The following is a 19619-nucleotide window of genomic DNA, read 5'->3' as shown; positions in this document are numbered from 1 at the left end:
GAGCCCGACCACTCGTCCGAGGGGCTCAGTCATGCCAGCACAGACGCAAGCCGTGTGGGACGCCACCGAGGTCACCCAGTCGGTCCAGGACCTCCAGCACAGCGTCATCCTGATCGCCGGCAAGGTCACCGTCATCCGCGTCTACGTGAGCGGTGGCACGGGCGGGACCGCCTCCGCCCGGGGCGCCGTGAAGCTGCTCCGGTCACCCGCGGTTCCCCCCATCACCCTCACCTCCCTCAACACCGTCTCCCTCGACCCGACCGGAAACCAGGACCTCGCCACCCGCCGCGCCGATGCGGACCTCAGCCTCAACTTCCTCCTGCCGTCCACCCTCACGACGGAGGGACCGCTCAAGGTGAGCGAGCTGATCCTGAGCGACGTCCTCTCCGGGGCCGCCATCCCGTTCGACGGGGCGGCCGCCGGGCCGACCGTGTGGTTCCACCCCGCCCCGCCGCTGCGGATCCGCGTGTTCGGACTGCGCTACCGGCAGGGGAACCCGCCGGTCACCTACACCCCCCGGGAGCTCGACCTCGCCGCCCTGGTCAGCTGGCTCAGGCGCGCCTACCCGGTGCCGGACGTCATCAGCTCACGCACCGTCATCGACGTGGTCGCCCCGGCTCCGTTCACGTGCGAGGACACCAACGCGCAGCTCGCCGCCATCCGGGCCCTGGACATCAGCGCGGGCGGGGATCCGCGCACCCACTACCTCGGCCAGGCGGCCGACGGCGGGTTCTTCATGCGGGGCTGCGCCTCCGGAGTCCCCGCGGCACCCGAGCCGTCGACCGTCGCGTCGTCACCGTGCGGAGCCGCCGACTGGGGCTGGGACTTCGACGGCGCCTACAGCGACTGGTACGGGGGCCACGAGCTCGGCCACACCTTCGGCCGTCGACACCCCGGCTTCTGCGGGGAGACCCCGGACGACCTGCAGGGCTACCCCTTCCCGAGCGGGCAGCTCGCCGACTCACCGACCACCTTCGTCGGATTCGACGTCGGCGACCCCGCACTGAACCTGCCGATGAGGGCGAGGCCCGGGGTGGAGTGGCACGACATGATGACCTACTGCGACCGCCAGTGGATCAGCAGCTACACCTACGAGGGCCTCCGTCAGCGGCTGGCGGCCGAGAACACGCTCACGGCCGGCGCCCCGGTCCCCGAGGGCCCGACGGCCGTCGCGGCGCCGCTCCGGGTCGTCCCGGTCGCCGGGTCCGCGGGGCCCGCCGCACCGACCGGCGGCCGCCCCGACGAACGGTTCCCGCAACTGTCCGTCACCAGCGCGCCTGCTCCGGAGGCGGCGCCGGCCGCCGGGGCGGGCGGCGCGGCCCCGGGGGCCGAGCAGCTCGTCAGCGTCGTCGGCACGGTGAACCTCACCAGCCGTGCGGGCGGCATCCGCTTCGTCAACCCGGTGTCACCGCTGGCCGCCCAGCCCTCCGCCTCAGGCGAACCCGGTCCGGACGGGGAGACCCCGGTGGTCCTGCGGATCAAGCAGGCGGACGGCGGGCCGCCCCGTGAGATCCCGGTCCCGGTCAAGCTGGCGTCCGAGCTGGCCCCGGGAGCCGACCGTACCGGCCTGGTCGACGCCGTGGTGCCGGTCGGACCCAGCCCGGAGGCGATCGAGCTGGTCGTCGGCGGGCAGGTCGTGGACACCTTCCGCGCCGCCGGCGCGCCCCCGGCCCTGCGCGCCGCCCGGCACGCCGGGGCCGAGGAGGGGACGTTCGGGCTGGCACTGGACTTCGACAAGGCGCCGGACCCCGGCCAGACCTTCGCCGCACAGGTCAGCACCGACGACGGCGCCACCTGGCAGACGATCGGCGTCGGTCTCAAGGATCCGGTGGTCCAGGTCGACCACAGCCAGTTCCGTCCGGGCCAGCAGGTCCAGCTGAGGATCATCTCGACCAACGGCTTCACCAGCACGGCGGCCGACATCCAGCAGATCCAGATCTGACCCATCCGCCGGTGGGGCACCGCGCCCGGGAACGGATCGTTCTCGGGGGCGGCAGCGCTCCGGGGGCGGCGGCGCGACGTCGGCGGCAGCGCTCCGGGGGCGGCCCCGGACACCCTCGGCCGGCGGACCCCGACGGCGCCGTCCGGACCACTGGCGGGGGGCGGCGGGCGGGGGGAGGTAAGGCCCGCCTAGGCTGTATGCCGAAGCAAAACGGGCGAACCGGACCCATCCAGGGGCCGTGACGAGGGAAAGCGGGACCCGCCGATGGGCGACGGAATGTCAGGCATGCACCACCACGGCGGGATGACCGAACTGGGCCCCTTCTCGCTGTCCAACGTGCTCACCTGGTCCCCCGACTGGGTGTTCCTGATCGGCAGCCTGGCCGCGCTCGCGCTGTACGTCGCCGGCGTGGTCCGGCTGCAGCGGCGCGGCGACAGCTGGCCGGTCGGGCGCACGGTGGCCTGGGCGCTGGGCGTGGGCTCGGTGATCCTGGTCACCTGCACCGGGCTGAACGACTACGGCATGGTGCTGTTCAGCGCGCACATGATGCAGCACATGGTGCTCTCCATGCTGTCGCCGATCCTGCTGCTGCTCGGCGGGCCGATCACCCTGGCACTGCGCGCCCTGCGGCCGGCCGGCAAGGGGCGCCCGCGCGGGCCGCGCGAGCTGCTGGTGGCGCTGCTGCACTCGACCTACGTCAAGGTGATCTCGCACCCGGGCTTCACCATCCCGCTGTTCATCGCGAGCCTCTACGGGGTCTACTTCACCCCGCTGTTCGACTTCCTCATGCAGTACCGGCTCGGGCACATCTTCATGATGGTGCACTTCCTGGCGACCGGCCTGGTCTTCTTCTGGCCGATCATGGGCGTGGACCCGGGCCCGCACCGGCCGGGCCATGTGATGCGGATCATCGAGCTGTTCATGGGCATGCCGTTCCACGCCTTCTTCGGCGTCGCGGTGATGATGGCCAACCACCAGCTGGTGAACACCTTCACCACGGAGATGGCACCGCCCGGCACCGACCTGCTGGCCGACCAGAAGCTCGCCGGCGGCATCACCTGGGCGTTCGGCGAGATCCCGACCGCGATCGTGCTGATCGCGCTGGTCTACCAGTGGATGGGCTCGGAGCAGCGGCTCTCGCGCCGCCGGGACCGCGCCGAGGACCGCAGCGGTGACGCCGAGCTGGCGGCGTACAACGCCTACCTGGCCTCGCTGGACCAGCGCACCCGCCGCCCGGCCGCCGACGCCGGCTGAGTCCGGGCCCGAGTCCGGGCGGCCCCTGTCGCCGGAGCCCCTGTCCGATCACCGGACGGGGGCTCCGGCGTTTCCTGGTGCCGCGCTCAGACGCCGCCCGGGGCCTGCCGGGCGAGGCCGGCGACCAGGATGTCCAGGCCGAACTCGAAGCGCTCGTCGCCGACGTTGCGGGTGAGCGCGGCGGCCATCGAGGTCATCATCGGGTAGCGCTCGGCGGGGATGGTCGCGAAGTAGTCGCGGATCCGCGCGCTGAAGGCCTCGGTGTCGGCGCCGCCCCGGGTGGAGGCCTCGAAGGCGGTCGCGGTGGTGTAGAGGCCGAGCAGGTCGACGCCGTACGCGGCGGTCTGCTCGTCCAGGCCGCCGGCCCGCAGCATGGCGAGCATGGCCTCGGCGATGTCCATCGCGTGCGGGGTGACCGGGACGTTGGCGACCACCGCGGCCTTGGCGAGGTCGCGGTGGGAGAGCAGCGCGTCGCGGGAGGTCCGCAGCAGCTGCTTGACCTGCTCCTGCCACCGCGCCGGGTCGGCCGGCTCCAGTTCGATGTCGGCGTACACCTGGTCCAGGACCAGTTCGAGCAGTTCCTCCTTGGACCCGACGTGCGCGTAGAGGCTCGCGGCGCCGGTGCCGAGCTCCTGGCCGACCCGGCGCATGCTGAGCGCGTCCATGCCCTCGGCGTCGACGATCCGCAGCGCCGCCTCGACGATCCGCTCCCGGCTCAGCGGCTGCCGCCTGGGGGCGGCCTTCGCCTTCCCCTGCCAGTGCTCGGGCCAGCCGGAACGCGGGGCGGCACTGGTCATGAGGGCTCCTTCGTGGTCGGCGACGGATCCCAGATTACTTGACACGAACACCGTTCCATGGGAGAACACTGTTCGTTGAACCAAACAGTGTTCGTTGCGGCGAACAGCGTTCGTCGACAGCTCTGATTCCGGAGAGCACTCCATGACCAGTCAGATCGCCCCTCCCCAGCCCGCCGCGGGCCCGTCCACCGGCTACCGGCTGCGCTGGGCGGGCCTCGCCGTCATCCTCGTCGCCGAGGTGATGGACCTCCTCGACACCACGATCGTCGGCGTCGCCGCGCCCGCCGTCCGGCAGGACCTCGGTGGCAGCGACGCCCAGATCCAATGGATCACCGCGTCCTACACGCTCGCCTTCGCCGTGCTGCTGATCACCGGCGGGCGGCTCGGCGACCTCTTCGGCCGCAAGCGCCTGTTCGTGTTCGGCGCGGCCGGCTTCACCCTCGCCTCCGTGCTCTGCGCGGCGGCGCCCGGCGCCGGCACCCTGATCGCCGCCCGCACCGTGCAGGGCCTGTTCGCGGCGCTGCTCATCCCGCAGGGGCTCGGCCTGATCAAGGCGATGTTCCCGCCCAAGGAGCTCGGCACCGCCTTCGGCCTGTTCGGCCCCGTGCTGGGGCTCTCCTCGGTGCTCGGCCCCACCCTGGGCGGCTACCTCACCGACGCCGACGTGTTCGGCCTCGGCTGGCGCGCCGTCTTCCTGATCAACCTGCCGCTCGGCCTGCTCGCGGTGCTCGCCGCCGTCCGGATCCTGCCCGCCGAGCACACCGGGCGCACCGCCGGCGCCGGGCGGCTGGACCCCGTCGGCGTGCTGGTGCTCAGCCTCGCCGTGCTGCTGCTGGTCTACCCGCTGGTCCAGGGCCGTGAGCTGGACTGGCCGCTGTGGACCTTCCTCGCGATGGCCGCCTCGGTCCCGGTCCTGTGGCTCTTCACCGTGCACCAGCGCAGCGTCCTGCGGCGCGGCGGCACCCCGCTGATCGAGCCCTCGCTGTTCGCCAAGCGGCCCTTCGTCTCGGCGCTCGCCACCGGGCTGGTGTTCTTCGCCGCGCTCTCCGGCCTGCTGCTGGTCTTCACCCTCTACCTGCAGCTCGGCCTCGGCTGGACGCCGCTGCACGCCGGGCTCTCGATGATCCCGCTGTCGCTCGGCGTGGTCGTCGGCGCCGTCCTCTCCGGCGGCCTGCTGGCCCCGCGCCACGGCCGCCGGGTGCTGCACGGCGGCATCGCCGTCGCGGTCGTCGGCGCGCTCGGCCTGTGGGCCACCGTCGAGCACGGCGCCGCGGACCTCACCAGCTGGCAGCTGGTCCCGGCACTGGCCGTCACCGGCCTGGGCCTCGGTCTGATCATGGCGCCGTTCTTCGACATCGCGCTGGCCGGCGTCGAGGAGTCCGAGACCGGCTCGGCCTCCGGCGTCCTCAACGCGCAGCAGCAGCTCGGCGGCTCGATGGGCGTCGCGCTGCTCGGCACCGCGTTCTTCGGCTGGGCCCGCACCGAGGGCTTCCAGCACGCGGCGGGCTGGACGTACGGCCTGGTCGCCGTGCTGCTCGCGGCGGCCTTCCTGACCGCCTTCCTGCTCCCCCGGCACGCCCGGCCCGAGGGCGCCGGACACGGCGGGCCGGAGGACACGGGGGAATGAGGGCCGGGAAAGGCCGGGAGGCCCCGGAGGTCCGACAGCGGACCTCCGGGGCCTCCCGGGTTCAACCGTTCGACGCCAACGGCACCTTCGACACCTCCGGTGCCCTCGATGCCCTCGACGCCTCCGCCGTCAGGCTCAGGCGAGGTTGGCGAGCGCCTCGTTGAGGGTCTTCGACGGGCGCATCACGGCCGCGGCCTTGGCCGGGTCCGGCTGGTAGTAGCCGCCGAGGTCGACCGGGGAGCCCTGCACCGCGACGAGCTCCTCGACGATGGTCCCCTCCTGCTCGGCCAGCGTCTTGGCCAGGCCCTCGAAGGCCTGGGCGAGCGCGGCGTCGTCGCTCTGGCCGGCCAGCTCCTGGGCCCAGTACAGGGCCAGGTAGAAGTGGCTGCCGCGGTTGTCGATGCCACCGAGGCGGCGGCTCGGCGACTTGTCCTCGTTGAGGAAGGTGCCGGTGGCGCGGTCCAGCGTGTCGGCCAGCACCTGGGCGCGGGCGTTCTCGGTGGTGCGGGCCAGGTGCTCGAAGCTGGCGGCCAGCGCGAAGAACTCGCCCAGGCTGTCCCAGCGCAGGTAGTCCTCCTTGACCAGCTGCTGGACGTGCTTCGGGGCGGAGCCGCCGGCGCCGGTCTCGAACAGGCCGCCGCCGTTCATCAGCGGGACGACCGACAGCATCTTGGCGCTGGTGCCCAGCTCCAGGATCGGGAACAGGTCGGTCAGGTAGTCGCGCAGCACGTTGCCGGTGACCGAGATGGTGTCCTCGCCCCGGCGGATGCGCTCCAGCGAGAACGTGGTGGCCTCGACCGGGGACTTGATCTCGATCTGCAGACCCTCGGTGTCGTGGTCCGCGAGGTAGGTCCTGACCTTCTCGATCAGCACGGCGTCGTGGGCGCGGGTCTCGTCCAGCCAGAAGACGGCCGGGTTGCCGGTGACGCGGGCGCGGGTGACGGCCAGCTTCACCCAGTCGCGGATCGGCAGGTCCTTGGTCTGGCAGGAGCGGAAGATGTCGCCCGGCTGGACGGCCTGCTCCAGGACGACGTTGCCCTCGGTGTCGACCAGGCGGACGGTGCCGGCGGCCGCGATCTCGAAGGTCTTGTCGTGGCTGCCGTACTCCTCGGCGGCCTGGGCCATCAGGCCGACGTTCGGGACCGAGCCGATGGTGGCCGGGTCCAGGGCGCCGTGGGCGCGGCAGTCGTCGATGACGGCCTGGTAGACGCCCGCGTAGCTGCTGTCCGGCAGCACGGCGAGGGTGTCGGCCTCCTGCCCGTCCGGGCCCCACATGTGGCCGGAGGTGCGGATCATGGCCGGCATCGAGGCGTCGACGATGACGTCGCTCGGCACGTGCAGGTTGGTGATGCCCTTGTCGGAGTCGACCATGGCCAGGGCCGGGCCCTCGGCCAGCTCGGCCTCGAACGAGGCCTTGATCTCCTCGCCCAGGTGCGGGACCTTCTCCAGGCCGGCCAGGATGCCGCCGAGGCCGTTGTTCGGGTTCAGGCCCGCCGCGACCAGCACCTCGCCGTACTTGGCGAAGGTCTGCGGGAAGAAGGCGCGGACCACGTGGCCGAAGATGATCGGGTCGGACACCTTCATCATGGTGGCCTTCAGGTGGACCGAGAACAGCACGCCCTCGGCCTTGGCCCTGGCGACCTGCGCGGCCAGGAACCCGTTCAGCGCGGCGGCGCGCATGACCGAGGCGTCCACGACCTCGCCGGCCAGCACCGGGACGGACTCGCGCAGCACGGTGGTGGTGCCGTCCTCGGCGACCAGCTCGATGCGCAGCGCGCCGTCCTCGGCGATGACGGCCGACTTCTCGGTGGAGCGGAAGTCGTTCTCGCCCATGGTGGCGACATTGGTCTTGGAGTCGGCCGACCAGGCGCCCATGCGGTGCGGGTGGGTCTTGGCGTAGTTCTTCACCGACGCGGGGGCGCGGCGGTCCGAGTTGCCCTCGCGCAGGACCGGGTTGACGGCGCTGCCCTTGACCTTGTCGTAACGGGCGCGGACGTCCTTGTCCTCGTCGGTCTGCGGGTCGTCCGGGTAGTCCGGCAGCGCGTAGCCCTGCGCCTGCAGCTCGGCGACGGCGGCCTTGAGCTGCGGGATGGAGGCCGAGATGTTCGGCAGCTTGATGATGTTGGCGCCCGGGGTCTTGGCGAGCGCGCCCAGCTCGGCGAGCGCGTCGCCGATCCGCTGGTCCTCGGTCAGACGCTCCGGGAAGCTCGCGATGATTCGCCCGGCGAGGGAGATGTCGCGAGTCTCCACCTTCACGCCCGCCGTCGAGGCGTACGCCTGGACCACCGGCAGGAACGAGTACGTTGCCAGGGCCGGCGCCTCGTCGGTGTGCGTATAGATGATGGTCGAGTCAGTCATCGGTACTCCGCTTCACGTCTCCAACGTCTTGACGTCAAGATATCTCGTGACCGGCCCTCCGCTCCACCTCCCCCCGGATCCGGATCAGATCCACCGTCGTCCCGGCGCGGGCGCGGGGCAAGCGGAGCGGGTCGGAAGGCGGGTCGGAACGCGCCGTTCCGGGCCTTCGGCGGGCAGCCGCGGCCGCGGAGGCGGGGCCGGGTCCGGACGGCTCAGGCCTGGCGGCCCTCCGCCGTCAACGAGTGGATGAGCAGCAGCAGTTCGGCGGCGTCGGCCGGGGAGCCGAGGACGATCACCTTGAGGGTCGAGCGCTCCTCGTTGTGCAGGGTCTCGACGCGCAGCGGCACCGGGCCCCCGCGCGGTCCGGCGGCCACCGCGAGCAGGGTGTTGGACAGCCGGGCGGCCTCGCGGACGCCGACGGCCTCGATCTGGACCACCGCGGAGGCCTCGGCGTGCAGCGGCCCGGGGGGCGCCGCCGCGGCGGGCTCCTCGGCGGCGGCCGGGGCCCCGGTGAAGGCCTCGAAGTCGCGGCGGGCGATCCGGTACTGCTTGCCGATCCTGACCCCGCGCAGCCGGCCGTCGCGGACGTAGCCGCGGACCGTCCGCACGTGCAGGCCGAGCAGTTCGGCAACCTGCTCGACCGAGAAGTACTCCGGGTGGTGCTCGGGCACCGGCCGCCTCCCTCGCACTGTTCGCCAAAGTACGCAAACTACCATGACAAGGGGAAGGACAGGGAAGGATGAGGAAGGCTGTCCGGTGAGCGGTGCACCCGGCCGTCAGGACTTCGTCAACACGGTGCAGCATTTGGTCAACGCTGCGTCAGGACTGTTCACCGTGCGCCCGGACCCGCCCTAGCGTCGGAGCAAGCGGTTCGGGGCAGCCCAGCGCGGTTCCGAGCGGCACAGCACAGCACAGCACCGAGCAGTTCCGGCAGGCACCTCTCCACCACTCGGGAGCACCCGCATGGCCCGCGCCGTCATCTGGCACGTCCCGGTCACCGTCACCGGACGGACCACCTCCCTCCGCCTCTTCCGCCTGCGCGACGGCCGCCGCTGCGCCGTCGGCTTCAGCTCCGCGGGCACGCTCGCCGAGCTGCTCGGCCCGGAGCAGGCGGCCGTCAAACTCGGCGAACCGGCCCTGCGCGCGCTCACCGCGCCGCTGGGCATCGACGAACTGGTCCTGGATCCGCGCCTCGTCGCCCCGCCGGTGAGCGGCCCGGCCGCCGACGGCGCCGCCCGCCCGGCCACCGGCCACCCCGCCACCCGCTCCGGCGCGCGGCTCCAGCGCCGGTGAGCGCGCTCCACCTCGTCCCCGGCGCGCCGCAGCCCGAGCCGGCCCGCCCGCTCCAGGCCCTCGCCCGGGTGAGCTACGGCCCGGTCCCGCTCGACTTCGACCGGCTGGTCGCCGAGATCCCGGCGGTGCAGAGCGGACTGGCGCTGGCCGGCGACGCCGACCTCGAACTGCGGCTCGCCTGCACCGGCCCGGAGGAGTTACGCGCCGTCTCCGCCGCCCTGCTCCGCGCCGGCGCCGCGCACGTCCACGTCGACCTGGTCCTGCGCGCCCTCGTCCCCACCCCGCCGACCCTGCGCCCGGTGCCCTGACACCGGACGCCCCGGGTTCCCGCGCCCGCCCGCCGTCCGGACAGCCGGCGGGCGGGCGCGGGGCACATCGCGCGCGGGGCGGGTCCGCGCTACCGCCGCCGGGTCAGCGCGGCGATCGCGGTGAGCAGCAGGGCGGAGCCGGCCGGCAGCGCCGGGGTCAGCGGTTCACCGAGGCAGACCACGCCGAGGACGGCGGCGGTGGCCGGTTCGAGCAGCACCAGCACCGCCGCGGTGGTCCCCGGCACGGTGGCGAGGCCCGCGAAGTACCAGCGGTAGGCGAGCAGCGTCGGCACCGTTCCCAGGAAGAGCAGGGCGCCGGCCGTCGGCAGCGGTGCGCCGGTGGACGGCAGCACGCCGCCGTCCACCGCCAGCGCGAGCGGCAGCAGGCAGAGCAGGCTGGTGGTGAACGCCCCGGTCGAGGCGCGGGCCGTGCCGCCGGCCCTGGCCCAGAGGGTGAGCCCGCTCTGCCCGGCGCCGGCCAGGACGGCGAGCGCCACGCCGAGGACCGGCCGCGGGCCGCTCGCCGGGCCCGCCACCAGGAGCGCCAGTCCGCCGAGGGCGAGCAGGTTGGCGGCGACGGCCCGGCCGGTGAGCCGCTCGCCCAGCAGCAGGTGGGCGCCGAGGCTGGTGAGCACCGGTCCGGCGCCGATGGTCACCAGGGTGCCGAGGCCGAGCCCGGCGTACCGGACCGAGCCGAAGTAGGCGCACTGGCTGACCGCCAGCCCGGGGCCGGTGAGCACGGCGGAGCGGAGCGGCCCGGCGGCGCCCCGGCCGGGCAGCAGGGCGAGGCAGCCGGCGGCGACGGCGAAGCGCCAGGCGCAGACGGCGACCGGGCCGAGCCCGGCGGCGGCCATCAGCAGGGCGGCCACGGCCCCGCCCGCGCCCCAGGCGACGGCGGCGGCCGAGATGGACAGCAGGCCGTGCCGGACCGGCATGGCGGCATGAGTGGTCATGCGTTCGTTCTCCACGACGGGATGCCGGGCGGGGCCCGGCCGGATGAGGTCCACCGGTGGCGCGGGCGGCACTCATCGGCCCGGGAGCGGCGAGGCCGCCGGGCGGGGTGCGTGGAGTGGGCCGCCCGCTAGCGGACGGGCGGCGGCAGGATCCGGGAACGCATGGGGCGACCCTATCGGGTGTGCGGCGCGACCGCATTTCCATACGGTCGACGGCATTTCCACAACCCCCGGATCACCGCCCTTGGCACGGACACGAACCGAAGCTCAATGGATGCTCAAATCGCGGAATTACCCGCAGGTAGCGTAACGGTCGCACGAACAGATGGCCTCCTACCTGCGGAGATATCCAGAGAAGTAGGTAACCATTCGGTAAGGAAACCTGTGCAGATGTCTCTGCGTCCGCCTACTGTGTGGCAACTCTCCGCGCTCCGAACTTCCGGAGAACCCTCACCACAGAGAGATTGCGCATGGCCTCCCTCAACCAGCTCTCCCCGCCCGGCACGGGCACCGGTCCCGGCACCGGGACCACCACCCACCGGTCGCTCCGCCGCGAAGTCGGCCTCATCGGCCTCATGTGGGCCTCGGTCGGCTCGATCATCGGCTCGGGCTGGCTCTACGGCGCCAAGAACGCCGTCGTCGTCGCCGGACCGGCGGCCCTCGTCGCCTGGGGCATCGGCGCGGTCGCCATCGTCCTGCTCGCCTTCGTGCACGCCGAGCTCGGCGGCATGTTCCCGGTCGCCGGCGGCACCGCCCGCTACCCCCACTACGCCTTCGGCGGCCTGGCGGGCATGTCGTTCGGCTGGTTCTCCTGGCTCCAGGCCGCCACCGTCGCGCCCATCGAGGTCCAGGCGATGATCGGCTACGCCGGGCACTGGGAGTTCGCGCAGGGCCTCCTCAACGACAACGGCACCCTCACCCCCAGCGGCTTCGCGGTCGCGGTGCTGCTGATGGGCCTGTTCGTCGCGGTCAACTTCCTCGGGGTCCGGGCGCTCGCCCGCACCAACAGCGCCACCACCTGGCTGAAGATCTTCGTCCCGCTGTTCGCGATCTTCGTGCTCGCCGTGACCAACTTCCACGGCTCCAACTTCACCTCGCACGGCTTCGCCCCGTTCGGCGTCAAGGGCGTGCTGACCGCGGTGAGCGCCAGCGGCATCATCTTCGCCCTGCTCGGCTTCGAGCAGGCGATCCAGCTGGCCGGCGAGAGCAGGAACCCCAAGCGCGACATCCCGCGCGCCGTGCTCGGCTCGGTCGCCATCGGCACCGCGATCTACGTGCTGCTGCAGGTCGTCTTCATCGCCGCGCTGCCCGCCACCACCTTCGCCAACGGCTGGGAGAACCTCGACTTCCCCGGCATCGACGGCCCGTTCGCCGGCCTCGCCACCCTGGTCGGCCTCGGCTGGCTGGCCTGGGTGCTGTACTTCGACGCCATCGTCTCCCCCGGCGGCACCGGCCTCATCTACACCACCTCCACCTCGCGCATCGCGTACGGCCTGAGTAAGAACGGCTACGCGCCGCAGCTCTTCGAGCGGGTCGACAAGCGCGGCGCGCCGTGGTTCGGCCTCATCATGTCGTTCGTCACCGGCGTCGTCTGCTTCATGCCCTTCCCGAGCTGGCAGGAGCTGGTCGGCTTCATCACCTCGGCGAGCGTGCTGATGTACGCCGGCGCCCCGCTCGCCTTCGGCGCCCTGCGCCGCCGGCTGCCGGCCCGCGAGCGCTCGTACCGCCTGCCCGCCGGCGCGGCCATCGCCCCGGCGTCCTTCGTGGTCTCCAGCCTCATCATCTACTGGGCCGGCTGGCACACCCTGTCCCGCCTGGGCATCGCCATCGTCATCGGCTACCTGCTGCTCGGGGGCTACGCCACGTACGCGATCCGCAAGGGCCTGCCGAACGCCCCGCACATGGACTGGCGGGCCGCCCAGTGGCTGCCGGTCTACCTGCTGGGCCTCGGCCTGATCTCCTGGCAGGGCGGCTTCGGCGACGGCACCGGCCGGATCCCGATGTGGTGGGACATCGCGGCGGTCGCCGCCTTCTCCCTGGTGATCTACTACTGGGCGATCCGGGTGGCACTGCCGGCCGAGATCATCGAGCGGAACATCGAGGACGTCGAGGTCGTCGACGAGGGCGGCCACTGACGATCCGTCCACGACACCGCGAGGGCCCGCCGGCCAGTGCACCCGGCGGGCCCTCGCGGTTCTCCGCTCAGAGCGACAGCACCGCGCGCAGGGCGTACTCGACGGCGGCCCCGGGGTCGTCGGCCGGGTGCTCGGAGCGCCAGGCGACGAAGCCGTCGGGGCGCACCAGCAGGGCGCCGTCGGGGCGGATGCCGTGCAGGGCGGCGAAGTCGGCGCCCGGCTCGGGGGCCAGGTCGTCGTCCGCGCCGTCGCCGACCCGGTAGGTGTCCAGCGGGACGGCCAGCCGGTCCGCCGCCCGCCGGGCGGCGTCCTGCCAGGCGGCGCCCGCCGAACCGGTCAGCAGCACCATCGCCTGCTCGTAGAGGTCGAGGGTGGACAGCCGCACGCCCGCCCGCAGCAGCCACTGGTGCGGGGCCCGGCCGCCCGGCTCGCCCGCGGACTCGAAGGCCTCCGGGACCACCGGACCGGCCGGGTCGGTACCGAGCACCGCGCCCTGCGGATAGCGGTAGCCCAGCGCCACCGCCAGCACCCCGGCCTGCCGGCCGACGCCCGGGACGACGGCGTACCCGGGGTGACTGTGCTCGGCGGAGCGGGCCGAGGCGCGCTCGCCGGTCACCCGCGCCACCGGCCGGCGCTCCTGCCCGTAGGTCTCCAGCAGCCCCGGGCCGGCCCAGCCGCAGAGCACCGCGGCGAGCTTCCAGGCCAGGTTGTGCGCGTCCTGGATACCGGTGTTCGAGCCGAACGCGCCGGTCGGGGACATCTCGTGCGCCGAGTCCCCCGCCAGGAACACCCGCCCGCCCGAGTAGCGGTCGGCGACCCGCTCGGCGGCGTGCCACGGGGCCTTGCCGGTCACCTCGACGTCGAGGTCGGGCATCCCGACCGCGGCCCGGATGTGCCGGGCGCAGCGCTCGTCGGTGAACGCCTCCAGCGGCTCGCCGTGCTCCGGGTGCCACGGCGCGTGGAACACCCACTCCTCCCGGTTGTCGACCGGCAGCAGGGCGCCGTCCGCCTCCGGGTCGGTGAGGTAGCAGGCGATGAAGTGGCGGTCGCCGACGACCTCGGCCAGCCGCTTCGCCCGGAAGGTGATGCTGACGTTGTGGAACAGCTCGCCCTTGCCGCTCTGGCCGATGCCGAGCCGGGTGCGGGCCGGGCTGCGCGGGCCGTCCGCCGCGATCAGGTAGTCGGCCCGGACGACCCGCTCCTCGCCGGTCTCCCGGCTGCGCAGCAGCGCCGTCACGCCGTCGGCGTCCTGCTCGAAGGAGAGCAGCTCGGTGCCGAAGCGGATGTCGGCGCCCAGCTCGCGGGCCGCGCGGCGGAGCACCGGCTCCACGTCGTTCTGGCTGCACAGGCACCAGGAGCTGGGGCTGAACCGGGCCAGCCGCCCGCCCGGGTCGATCTCCCGGAACAGCCACTCCTGCTCCTCGCCGGTCAGCGAGGGGGCCTGCAGGATGCCGTGGTTCGGGGCCAGGACGGACGCCGCCTCGCGGATCGCCGGCTCGATCCCGGCCACCCGGTACAGCTCCATCGTCCGGACGTTGTTGCCTCGGCCGCGCGGGTGGTGCGAGGTGTCGGCGTGCTTCTCGACGAGCAGGTGCCTGACACCCAGTCGGCCCAGGAAGAGCGAGGCCGACAGCCCGACCAGCGAGCCGCCGACGATCAGGACCGGTACCCGGTCGTCCACCTTCGGATTCATCAATTGCTCCAGCCTGTACGGGAGTTCTGGGCCGAATGCAAGGCTCGTCGCGGCCCCCGCAGGGGCCCGCGGGCACGGCGGCCCGGTCCTACCGTCCCCCGTGCCGGACGCGTTGTGGCGCCTCTTCGCCCGGATGGCCCGCATATCTCGCGCCACTCGGAAGCGCCGCGCACGATCGACCTCAGGCCTGGTGGCCGACGGCCACCGCAGCACCCCTCCCGCCGGGGGCCGCCCGGCCCCCTCCGGCACCGGCGCCGCCGCACGCGGCCCCCGACGCGCGCGGCCCAGAAGCAGAAAGTGGATCATGACGACCCTGTCCGAACCGCCCGCCCGGCAGCACTCCCCCTCCGAGACCCGCCTGCGGGTGGTGCTGATGCTGGAGATCCAGGACGGCGCCCAGCAGCGCTTCATGGACGTGTACGAGCAGCTGCGCCACCAGGTCGCGACCGTGCCCGGCCACGTCAGCGACCAGCTCTGCCAGTCCATCAACGACCCCCGCCAGTGGCTCATCACCAGCGAGTGGGAGGACCAGGAGACCTTCCTGCAGTGGGTGGACAGCCCGGCCCACCGGGAGATGGTCAAGCCGATGCACGGCTGCGTCAGCGACACCTTCCGGTCCCTGCGCTACGCCATCCTCCGGGAGACCTCCGCCGCCGGCGCCACCGGCAGCCGGCCGCCGCTGGAGGTGCCGGCCGACCTGCCGCGCAGCGCCCCCGCCGGGGTGGCCGGACCGCCGAAGGCCGACCCGGGCCCGGACGGCGTGGTCCGGCACGCGCTCACCTTCACCGTCAAGCCCGGCAGCGAGCCCGAGGTGGCCCGGATCCTGTCCGGCTACGCCTCCCCGCGGGCCGAGGTGGACGACACCACCCGGCTGCGCCGCACCTCGCTGTTCATGCACGGCAACCGGGTGGTCCGCGCGGTCGAGGTGATCGGCAGCCTCGGCGACGCGCTGCGGCACGTCGCCCTGCAGCCCGAGGTGCGGGCCGTCGAGGAGGCGATCAACCCGTACCTGGAGGAGGCCCGCCAGCTGGGCGACCCGCAGGCGGCGCGCGCCTTCTTCGCCCGGGCCGCGCTGCCGGCCGCCCATCAGGCCGTGGCCGGCGCCCCCGCCTCCGGGCGGCTGCACCGGCACGCCGTGCTCTACCCGGTGAAGCCGGGCCAGGGGAAGGCGGTCACCGAACTGCTCGCCGACTACGACAACCTCGCCACCGCCGATCCGACCGGCCCGGTCGCCGGGAGCACCGTCTTCCACCGCGGGGACGTCGTGGTCCGGCTGGCCGACCTGCGACTGCCGCCGGAGGCGGACCCGGGAGCGGCGCTGGGCGTGGCCGACGAGCGCGAGGCCGCGGCCCTGGGCCGGCTGCTCGACCTCGGCCCGGAGGGCGACCTGCGGACCGACGCCGGGCTGCGCGCCTTCCTCGCCGCCCGCAGCATGAACCCGGTCACCGACCGGACGTCCCAGGACTCCTGACCACCATCGCGCTCCGACAGCGCAGGCCCCGGCCCCGGAAGCCCCCGGCAAGAGAAGGAAGAAACCATGTCCACGCAGTACCCACGGATCGTGAACGTCTCCGACGCGCCGGAGAACCGCCGGCGCGGCGGCGACCTGCGCGCCATGCTCACCCCGACCACCTGCGGCGCCACCAGCGGGTTCATGGGCCTGGCCATCGTGCAGCCCGGCGAGCGGATCGGCGAGCACTACCACCCGTACTCCGAGGAGTTCGTGTTCGTCGTCAGCGGCGACCTGGAGGTGGACCTGGACGGCGAGACCCGGGTGCTCAAGCCCGAGCAGGGCCTGATGATCCCGATCAACATGCGCCACCGGTTCCGCAACGTCGGCGACTCCGTGGCCAAGATGGTCTTCCACCTCGGCCCGCTGGCGCCGCGCCCCGAACTCGGCCACGTCGACACCGAGGAGACCGGGCCGGCGGTCAACTCCGGACCGCCGGAACACGCCAAGGTGGGCTCGTGAGCCGCCGCCGGGTCGCCGTCACCGGAATCGGCGTGGTCGCGCCCGGAGGGGTCGGGGTCCCGGCGTTCTGGGACCTCCTCACCGCCGGGCGGACGGCGACCCGCGGCATCACGCTCTTCGACCCCGCCGGGTTCCGCTCCCGGATCGCCGCCGAGTGCGACTTCGACCCGGCGGCCCACGGGCTCGGCCCGGACGACGTCCAACGGGCCGACCGCTACGTGCAGTTCGCGATGGTGGCGGCCGACGAGGCGATCGCCGACGCCGGGCTCGACCTGGCCGCCGAGGATCCGTGGCGGATCGCCGTCTCGCTCGGCACCGCCGTCGGCGGCACCACCCGACTGGAGCACGACTACGCCCTGGTCAGCGCCGGCGGGGCCCGCTGGGACGTCGACCACCGGCTCGCCGAGCCGCAGCTGCACCGGGCGTTCGCGCCCAGCACGCTCGCCTCGGCGGTCGCCGAACGGACCGGCGCGCACGGCCCGGTGCAGACCGTCTCCACCGGCTGCACCTCCGGCCTGGACGCCATCGGCTACGGCTTCCAGGCGGTCGAGGACGGCCGCGCCGACATCTGCGTCGCCGGCGCCTCCGACTCGCCGATCTCGCCGATCACCGTCGCCTGCTTCGACGCCATCAAGGCCACCAGCGAACGCAACGACGACCCGGCGCACGCCTCCCGCCCGTTCGACGCCCACCGCGACGGCTTCGTGCTCGGCGAGGGCGGCGCCGTCCTGGTCCTGGAGGAGCTGGAGCACGCCCGCCGGCGCGGCGCGCGGATCTACGGCGAGGTCGGCGGGTTCTCGACCTACGGCAACGCCTACCACATGACCGGCCTCACCCAGGAGGGGCTGGAGATGTCCCGGGCCATCGACCACGCACTGGGCCACGCCCGGGTCGACCGCACCGACGTCGACTACGTCAACGCGCACGGCTCGGGTACCAAGCAGAACGACCGGCACGAGACGGCGGCCGTCAAGCGCTCGCTCGGCGAGCACGCGTACCGGACGCCGATGAGCTCGATCAAGTCGATGGTCGGGCACTCGCTCGGCGCGATCGGTGCGATCGAGGTGGTCGCCTGCACCCTCGCGCTGGACCGCGGCGTGGTGCCGCCGACCGCCAACTACGAGACGCCCGACCCGGAGTGCGACCTCGACTACGTGCCGCGCACCGCGCGGGAGCTGCCGCTGCGGAACATCCTGTCGGTCGGCAGCGGATTCGGCGGATTCCAGTCCGCCGTCGTGCTCACAAGAACGGGGTGAGATCCATGACGTCACGTCAGCAGGAACGCCGGGCGGTGATCACCGGCCTGGGTGTGGTGGCGCCGAACGGCGTGGGGGCCGACGCCTTCTGGAAGGCCACCCGGCAGGGCGTGAGCGTCCTCGACCGGATATCCCGCGAGGGCTGCACCGGCCTCCCCCTGCGCATCGCGGGCCAGGTACGGGACTTCGACCCGCGGGCCGCCGTCGACAACCGCTACCTGGTGCAGACCGACCGGTTCACGCACTACGCGATGGCCGCCGCCGACCAGGCGGTGGCGGACGCCGGCTTCACCCCCGACCCGGAACAGCCGTACGCGGTGGGCGTGGTGACCGCGGCCGGCTCCGGCGGCGGCGAGTTCGGACAGGGCGAGCTCCAGCAGCTCTGGGGCAAGGGGCCGCAGTTCGTCGGCCCCTACCAGTCCATCGCCTGGTTCTACGCGGCCAGCACCGGCCAGATCTCCATCCGCGGCGGCTACAAGGGCCCGTGCGCGGTGGTGGCCAGCGACGAGGCCGGCGGGCTGGACGCGATCGCGCACGCCGCCCGGGCCGTCGAGCACGGCACCGCCGCGGTGGTGGTCGGCGCCGCCGAGGCCCCGCTGGCGCCCTACTCGATGGTCTGCCAGCTCGGCTACCCCGAGCTGAGCCTCGCGGACCGGGCCGACCGGGCCTACCTGCCGTTCTCCCCCGACGCGGCCGGCTTCGCCCCCGCCGAGGGCGGCGCGATGCTGCTGCTGGAGGACGACGCGACCGCCCGCCGGCGCGGGGCCGCCGTCCGGGCACACATCGCCGGCCACGCCGCGACCTTCACCGGCGCCTCCCGCTGGGAGGAGTCCCGGGAGGGTCTGGCCGCGGCGATCAGGATCGCCCTGGAGCGGGCCAGGATCGCCGCGGAGGAGATCGACGTGGTCTTCGCCGACGCCCTCGGCGTCCCGGCCGCCGACCGCGCCGAGGCGCTGGCGCTGGCCGACGCGCTCGGCCCCTACGCCGAGCGGGTCCCGGTCACCGCCCCCAAGTCCGGTACCGGGCGGGCCTACTGCGGCGCCCCCGCGCTGGACACCGTCGCCGCCGTGCTCGCCATGGAGGACGGCGTGGTGCCGCCCACCCCCAACGTCACCGAGGTCGCCCACGACCTCGCCCTGGTGACCGGCCGCGCCCGCCCGGCCGAACTGCGCACCGCCCTGGTGCTCAGCCGCGGGCTGATGGGCTCCAACGCGGCGCTGGTGCTCCGGCGCGGCGAGCCGTCCTGAAGCCCGCCCCGCTCCTCCCCCGCTCCACCCGCTCACCACTCGCTCGCAACGAAGGGACACCCCCGTGAGCAACACCCTCAGCTATCCCGAACTCGCGGCGCTCATCCAGGCCCGGGCCGGCGTCGTGATCGACCCGGGCGCCCTGGAGCGCCCCGGCGCCGCCTTCGACGAGTTCGGCGTGGACTCCCTCGGCCTGCTCGGCGTGGTCGGCGAGCTGGAGAACCGGCACGGCGTGAAGGTCACCAACGGCGCGGAGTCGGCCAAGACCCCGGCCGAGTTCCTGGACCTGGTCAACGCCGCGGTCACCGCGAAGGCGGGTGCCTGAGATGCCCGGACACACCGACAACGAGATCGTCATCGCGGCCCCGCTCGACCTGGTCTGGGAGATCACCAACGACCTGGAGAACTGGCCGCAGCTGTTCAGCGAGTACGCCTCGGTGGAGGTGCTGGAGCGCGAGGGCGACCGGGTGCGCTTCCGGCTGACCATGCACCCCGACGAGGACGGCAAGGTCTGGAGCTGGGTCTCCGAGCGCACCACCGACCGCACCGAACTGGCGGTCAGCGCCCGGCGCGTCGAGCCCGGCCCGTTCGAGTTCATGGACATCCGCTGGGAGTACGCCGAGGTGCCGGCCGGCACCCGGATGCGCTGGGTGCAGGACTTCGCGATGAAGCCCACCGCGCCGGTCGACGACGCGGGCATGGTCAACCACATCAACCGCAACTCCCGGATCCAGCTGCAGCTGATCCGCGAGAAGGTCGAGAAGAAGGCAGCGGAGGTCTGAGC

General features: G+C 73.5%; 17 protein-coding genes. 12 read left to right on the top strand and 5 right to left on the bottom strand.

From position 1 onward, the window contains the following. Positions 1-31 precede the first annotated feature (31 nt). Together ACFVFS_RS23085 and ACFVFS_RS23080 are read left to right on the top strand one after the other, a co-directional pair. On the top strand, positions 32-1942 hold the full coding sequence (locus ACFVFS_RS23085; RefSeq protein ID WP_380626499.1) for a hypothetical protein: 1911 nt from the start codon (positions 32-34) through the stop codon (positions 1940-1942). 285 nt (positions 1943-2227) lie between these two features. Next, positions 2228-3196 carry a cytochrome c oxidase assembly protein gene (locus ACFVFS_RS23080; protein ID WP_380626498.1) on the top strand — a complete coding sequence of 323 codons (969 nt, stop codon included), beginning with the start codon at positions 2228-2230 and terminating at the stop codon, positions 3194-3196. Positions 3197-3282: 86 nt separating this feature from the next. On the opposite strand, the gene ACFVFS_RS23075 is transcribed toward ACFVFS_RS23080, so the two are convergent. Then, positions 3283-3993, bottom strand: a complete 711-nt coding sequence (locus tag ACFVFS_RS23075) for a TetR/AcrR family transcriptional regulator (protein WP_380626497.1) — start codon at positions 3991-3993, stop codon at positions 3283-3285. Between the two features lie 142 nt (positions 3994-4135). Here ACFVFS_RS23075 and ACFVFS_RS23070 point away from each other — a divergent pair, with 142 nt between their 5' ends. Continuing rightward, a complete protein-coding gene (locus ACFVFS_RS23070; RefSeq protein WP_380626496.1) occupies positions 4136-5620 on the top strand; it encodes an MFS transporter in 1485 nt (494 codons plus the stop codon). Positions 5621-5755: 135 nt separating this feature from the next. Here the strand turns inward: ACFVFS_RS23070 and ACFVFS_RS23065 are convergent, their stop codons facing one another. Both ACFVFS_RS23065 and ACFVFS_RS23060 read right to left on the bottom strand, forming a co-directional pair. Beyond that, the gene (locus ACFVFS_RS23065; RefSeq protein WP_380626495.1) at positions 5756-7978 is read right to left on the bottom strand and encodes an NADP-dependent isocitrate dehydrogenase; all 2223 of its coding nucleotides are present in this window, start codon (positions 7976-7978) and stop codon (positions 5756-5758) included. A 212-nt stretch (positions 7979-8190) separates the two neighbouring features. Beyond that, positions 8191-8649 carry a helix-turn-helix domain-containing protein gene (locus ACFVFS_RS23060; protein ID WP_380626494.1) on the bottom strand — a complete coding sequence of 153 codons (459 nt, stop codon included), beginning with the start codon at positions 8647-8649 and terminating at the stop codon, positions 8191-8193. Positions 8650-8941: 292 nt separating this feature from the next. On the opposite strand from ACFVFS_RS23060, the gene ACFVFS_RS23055 reads away from it, so the two are divergent. Then, positions 8942-9271, top strand: coding sequence for an SAV_915 family protein (locus ACFVFS_RS23055; protein ID WP_380626493.1), 330 nt, complete (start codon positions 8942-8944; stop codon positions 9269-9271). Beyond that, complete coding sequence (locus tag ACFVFS_RS23050) at positions 9268-9579, top strand: hypothetical protein (protein ID WP_376090751.1); 312 nt, start codon at positions 9268-9270, stop codon at positions 9577-9579. The genes ACFVFS_RS23055 and ACFVFS_RS23050 overlap by 4 nt, the downstream gene beginning before the upstream one ends. Before the next feature lie 89 nt (positions 9580-9668). Here the strand turns inward: ACFVFS_RS23050 and ACFVFS_RS23045 are convergent, their stop codons facing one another. Beyond that, positions 9669-10532 carry an EamA family transporter gene (locus ACFVFS_RS23045; protein WP_380626492.1) on the bottom strand — a complete coding sequence of 288 codons (864 nt, stop codon included), beginning with the start codon at positions 10530-10532 and terminating at the stop codon, positions 9669-9671. A gap of 470 nt (positions 10533-11002) precedes the next feature. Between ACFVFS_RS23045 and ACFVFS_RS23040 the strand changes: the two genes are divergently transcribed. Then, positions 11003-12667, top strand: coding sequence for an APC family permease (locus tag ACFVFS_RS23040; RefSeq protein ID WP_380626491.1), 1665 nt, complete (start codon positions 11003-11005; stop codon positions 12665-12667). 67 nt (positions 12668-12734) lie between these two features. Here ACFVFS_RS23040 and ACFVFS_RS23035 read toward each other — a convergent pair whose 3' ends face one another. After that, positions 12735-14360 carry an FAD-dependent oxidoreductase gene (locus tag ACFVFS_RS23035; protein ID WP_380626490.1) on the bottom strand — a complete coding sequence of 542 codons (1626 nt, stop codon included), beginning with the start codon at positions 14358-14360 and terminating at the stop codon, positions 12735-12737. Positions 14361-14664: 304 nt separating this feature from the next. On the opposite strand from ACFVFS_RS23035, the gene ACFVFS_RS23030 reads away from it, so the two are divergent. From ACFVFS_RS23030 to ACFVFS_RS23005, 6 genes are all read left to right on the top strand, one after another. Further along, positions 14665-15831: a SchA/CurD-like domain-containing protein gene (locus ACFVFS_RS23030; protein WP_380626489.1), complete on the top strand. Its 1167-nt coding sequence runs from the start codon at positions 14665-14667 to the stop codon at positions 15829-15831. A gap of 66 nt (positions 15832-15897) precedes the next feature. Continuing rightward, complete coding sequence (locus ACFVFS_RS23025; protein WP_380626488.1) at positions 15898-16332, top strand: cupin domain-containing protein; 435 nt, start codon at positions 15898-15900, stop codon at positions 16330-16332. Next, on the top strand, positions 16329-17588 hold the full coding sequence (locus tag ACFVFS_RS23020; RefSeq protein ID WP_380626487.1) for a beta-ketoacyl-[acyl-carrier-protein] synthase family protein: 1260 nt from the start codon (positions 16329-16331) through the stop codon (positions 17586-17588). Before ACFVFS_RS23025 ends, ACFVFS_RS23020 begins: the two co-directional genes overlap by 4 nt. Before the next feature lie 5 nt (positions 17589-17593). After that, complete coding sequence (locus ACFVFS_RS23015; protein ID WP_380626486.1) at positions 17594-18835, top strand: beta-ketoacyl synthase N-terminal-like domain-containing protein; 1242 nt, start codon at positions 17594-17596, stop codon at positions 18833-18835. A gap of 64 nt (positions 18836-18899) precedes the next feature. After that, entirely contained in the window at positions 18900-19160 is a 261-nt protein-coding gene (locus tag ACFVFS_RS23010) for an acyl carrier protein (RefSeq protein WP_380626485.1), read from the top strand. 1 nt (position 19161) lies between these two features. Then, entirely contained in the window at positions 19162-19617 is a 456-nt protein-coding gene (locus ACFVFS_RS23005; protein WP_380626484.1) for an SRPBCC family protein, read from the top strand. Positions 19618-19619: the final 2 nt, after the last annotated feature.

This window comes from Kitasatospora sp. NPDC057692 (assembly GCF_042799475.1).
Lineage (GTDB): Bacteria > Actinomycetota > Actinomycetes > Streptomycetales > Streptomycetaceae > Kitasatospora.
This window is presented reverse-complemented; position numbering and strand designations above follow the sequence as displayed.